The organism is Streptomyces himastatinicus ATCC 53653, assembly GCF_000158915.1.
GTDB lineage: Bacteria > Actinomycetota > Actinomycetes > Streptomycetales > Streptomycetaceae > Streptomyces > Streptomyces himastatinicus.
In genome coordinates this window covers 1,983,006-1,986,481 of record NZ_GG657754.1, presented here as the reverse complement: position 1 = coordinate 1,986,481, position 3,476 = coordinate 1,983,006, and the positions used below count along the sequence as shown (strand labels likewise).

The following is a 3,476-nucleotide window of genomic DNA, read 5'->3' as shown; positions in this document are numbered from 1 at the left end:
CCCCATCGACCGATGTGTCGGGGGGAACCCGCGGGCTGCCGGGCCCGGGCGGAATGCGTTTCGGCCGGGCCTGTCCGGCGCGATAGGGTCGATACCTGCCGCCCGCGCCCGGATGACCGCCCGAGAACGCCGGGCGACGGACGACTCGAACGACGGACGACCTGAACAACGACGACCGACGCGATCGGCAGCAGGGAGCGGTGCAACGTGTCCGGTGGAGAGGTGGCCGGGATCCTCGTGGCCGTCTTCTGGGCGATCCTGGTGTCCTTCCTCGCCCTTGCCCTGGTGAGGCTCGCCCAGACGCTCAAGGCGGCGACCCGGCTGGTGGCGGAGGTGACCGAGCAGGCAGTGCCCCTGCTCAGCGAGGCGTCGGCGACCGTGCGCGAGGCGAACACGCAGCTCGCCCGCGTGGACTCGATCGCCTCCGACGTCCAGGAGGTCACCTCGAACGCCTCGGCGCTGTCCTCGACCGTGTCCTCCGCCTTCGGCGGACCGCTGGTCAAGGTGGCGGCGTTCGGCTACGGCGTCCGGCGCGCGATCGGCCGAAAGGCAGCACCCGAGGACGCGCCCGCGCGCACCGGCACCGTTGTCATCGGCAAGACCCTGCCGTCCGCCCGCCGGGGCGGCCGCCGCAACCGTGGATCGAAGGGCTGAGAGACCGGATGTTCCGCCGCACATTCTGGTTCACCACCGGCGTCGCAGCCGGTGTGTGGGCCACCACCAAGGTCCAGCGCAAGCTCAATCAGCTCACCCCCGAGAGCCTGGCGGCGCAGGCCGCCGACCGGGCGGTGCTCGCCGGACGGCGGATCAAGGTCTTCGCGCTCGACGTGCGCGACGGCATGGCCGACCGCGAGGCGGCCCTGAAGGACGCCCTGGGACTGACCTCGGCGCCGCCCGCCAACGACCTGACACAGCTGCCGGCCCAGCGCGGCCGGGCCCAGCTCACCCACACGTCTCGCTACCCCTACCCGAACGCCCGAAATGAGGACCACTGATGGAGTCGGCTGAAATCCGCCGCCGCTGGCTGCGCTTCTTCGAGGAGCGCGGGCACACCGTCGTGCCGTCGGCGTCGCTCATCGCGGACGACCCGACCCTGCTGCTCGTGAACGCGGGCATGGTCCCCTTCAAGCCGTTCTTCCTGGGTGAGGTCCAGCCGCCCTACAAGCGCGCCGTGAGCGTGCAGAAGTGCGTGCGTACGCCGGACATCGAAGAGGTCGGCAAGACCACCCGGCACGGCACGTTCTTCCAGATGTGCGGCAACTTCTCGTTCGGCGACTACTTCAAGGAAGGCGCCATCACCTACGCCTGGGAGCTGCTCACCGGCTCCGTGGCGGACGGTGGCTACGGTCTGGACCCCGAGCGGCTCTGGATCACCGTCTACGAGCAGGACGACGAGGCCGAGCGCATCTGGCGCGACGTCGTCGGCGTCCCCGCCGAGCGCATCCAGCGCCTGGGCATGGGCCCCAACTACTGGTCCATGGGCGTCCCCGGCCCCTGCGGCCCCTGCTCCGAGATCAACTACGACCGTGGTCCGGAGTTCGGCGTGGAGGGCGGCCCGGCCGTCAACGACGAGCGCTACGTGGAGATCTGGAACCTGGTCTTCATGCAGTACGAGCGCGGTCCGGGGGAGGGCAAGGAGAACTTCCCCATCCTCGGCGAGCTGCCCAGCAAGAACATCGACACCGGCCTCGGCCTCGAGCGCCTCGCGATGATCCTCCAGGGCGTACAGAACATGTACGAGACCGACACCCTGCGCGTCGTGATGGACAAGGCCACCGAGCTGACCGGCGTCGCCTACGGCTCCTCCCATGACAGCGACGTGTCGCTGCGCGTGGTCGCCGACCACATGCGCACCTCCGTCATGCTCATCGGCGACGGCGTCACCCCCGGCAACGAGGGCCGCGGCTATGTGCTGCGCCGCATCATGCGCCGCGCCATCCGCAACATGCGCATCCTCGGCGCCGCCGAGCCGGTCGTCGGCGAGCTGGTGGACGTCGTCCTCAAGACGATGGGCCAGCAGTACCCGGAGCTGCTGACCGACCGCAAGCGCATCGAGACCGTCGCGCTCGCCGAGGAGTCGGCCTTCCTGAAGACCCTCAAGGCCGGCACCAACATCCTCGACACCGCCGTCACCGACACCAAGGCCGCGGGCGGCTCGGTGCTCCCCGGCGACAAGGCGTTCCTGCTCCACGACACCTGGGGCTTCCCGATCGACCTCACCCTGGAGATGGCCGCCGAACAGGGCCTCTCGGTGGACGAGGACGGCTTCCGCCGCCTGATGCGGGAGCAGCGGGAGCGCGCCAAGGCCGACGCCAAGGCCAAGAAGACCGGCCACGCCGACCTGTCCGCCTACCGCGAGGTCGCCGACACCTCCGGCTCGACCGAGTTCACCGGCTACAGCGACACCTCCGGTGAGTCCACCGTCGTCGGCCTGCTGGTCGACGGGGTGTCCTCGCCCGCCGCCTCCGAGGGCGACGAGGTCGAGGTCGTCCTGGACCGCACCCCGTTCTACGCCGAGGGCGGCGGCCAGCTCGCCGACACCGGCAAGATCAAGCTGGCCTCCGGCGCCGTCGTCGAGGTGCGGGACGTCCAGCAGCCGGTGCCCGGCGTCAGCGTGCACAAGGGCGTCGTCCAGGTCGGCGAGGTGACGGTCGGCTCCGGCGCGTACGCCGAGATCGACGTCCGGCGCCGCCGGGCCATCGCCCGCGCCCACAGCGCCACCCACCTCACCCACCAGGCGCTGCGCGACGCCCTGGGCCCGACCGCCGCCCAGGCCGGTTCGGAGAACTCGCCCGGCCGCTTCCGCTTCGACTTCGGCTCGCCGTCCGCCGTCCCGGGCGGGGTGCTCACCGACGTCGAGCAGAAGATCAACGAGGTGCTCTCCCGCGAACTCGACGTCACCGCCGAGGTGATGAGCATGGACGACGCCAAGAAGCAGGGCGCCATCGCCGAGTTCGGCGAGAAGTACGGCGACCGGGTGCGCGTGGTGACCATCGGCGACTTCTCCAAGGAGCTGTGCGGCGGTACGCACGTCCACAACACCGCCCAGCTGGGCCTGGTGAAGCTGCTCGGTGAGTCCTCCATCGGCTCCGGTGTGCGCCGCGTGGAGGCCCTGGTGGGCGTGGACGCGTACAACTTCCTCGCCCGTGAGCACACGGTCGTCTCCCAGCTGACCGACCTGGTCAAGGGCCGTCCGGAGGAGCTTCCGGAGAAGATCTCCGGCATGCTCGCCAAGCTCAGGGACGCCGAGAAGGAGATCGAGCGGTTCCGCGCCGAGAAGGTGCTCCAGGCCGCCGCCGGGCTCGCCGAGGGCGCCAAGGACGTCCGGGGCGTCGCCCTGGCCTCCGGCCGGGTGCCGGACGGCACGACCGCCGACGACCTGCGCAAGCTGGTGCTGGACGTGCGCGGACGGCTGGACCAGAAGTCGGGGGCCGTCGACCGGCCCGCCGTCATCGCCCTGTTCACCGTGGCGAACG

3 protein-coding genes are annotated in these 3,476 nt (G+C 70.8%); all 3 read left to right on the top strand.

The genetic code is table 11. The features are described 5' to 3' along the window. The first annotated feature begins 207 nt into the window (after positions 1-207). Positions 208-654 (top strand): DUF948 domain-containing protein, encoded by a 447-nt coding sequence (locus tag SSOG_RS07655; protein ID WP_009713640.1) that lies wholly within the window; start codon positions 208-210, stop codon positions 652-654. Positions 655-662: 8 nt separating this feature from the next. Continuing rightward, positions 663-995 carry a DUF6167 family protein gene (locus SSOG_RS07650; RefSeq protein WP_039936847.1) on the top strand — a complete coding sequence of 111 codons (333 nt, stop codon included), beginning with the start codon at positions 663-665 and terminating at the stop codon, positions 993-995. After that, positions 995-3,476: alanine--tRNA ligase (alaS, locus tag SSOG_RS07645; protein ID WP_039936845.1), on the top strand; the 2,482-nt coding region annotated here is incomplete at its 3' end. The genes SSOG_RS07650 and alaS, both read left to right, overlap by 1 nt.

What these genes read in the sequence shown, in the direction of transcription:
- SSOG_RS07650 (WP_039936847.1), top strand. Translation starts at nt 663, where the DNA reads ATGTTCCGCCGCACATTCTGGTTCACCACCGGCGTCGCAGCCGGTGTG.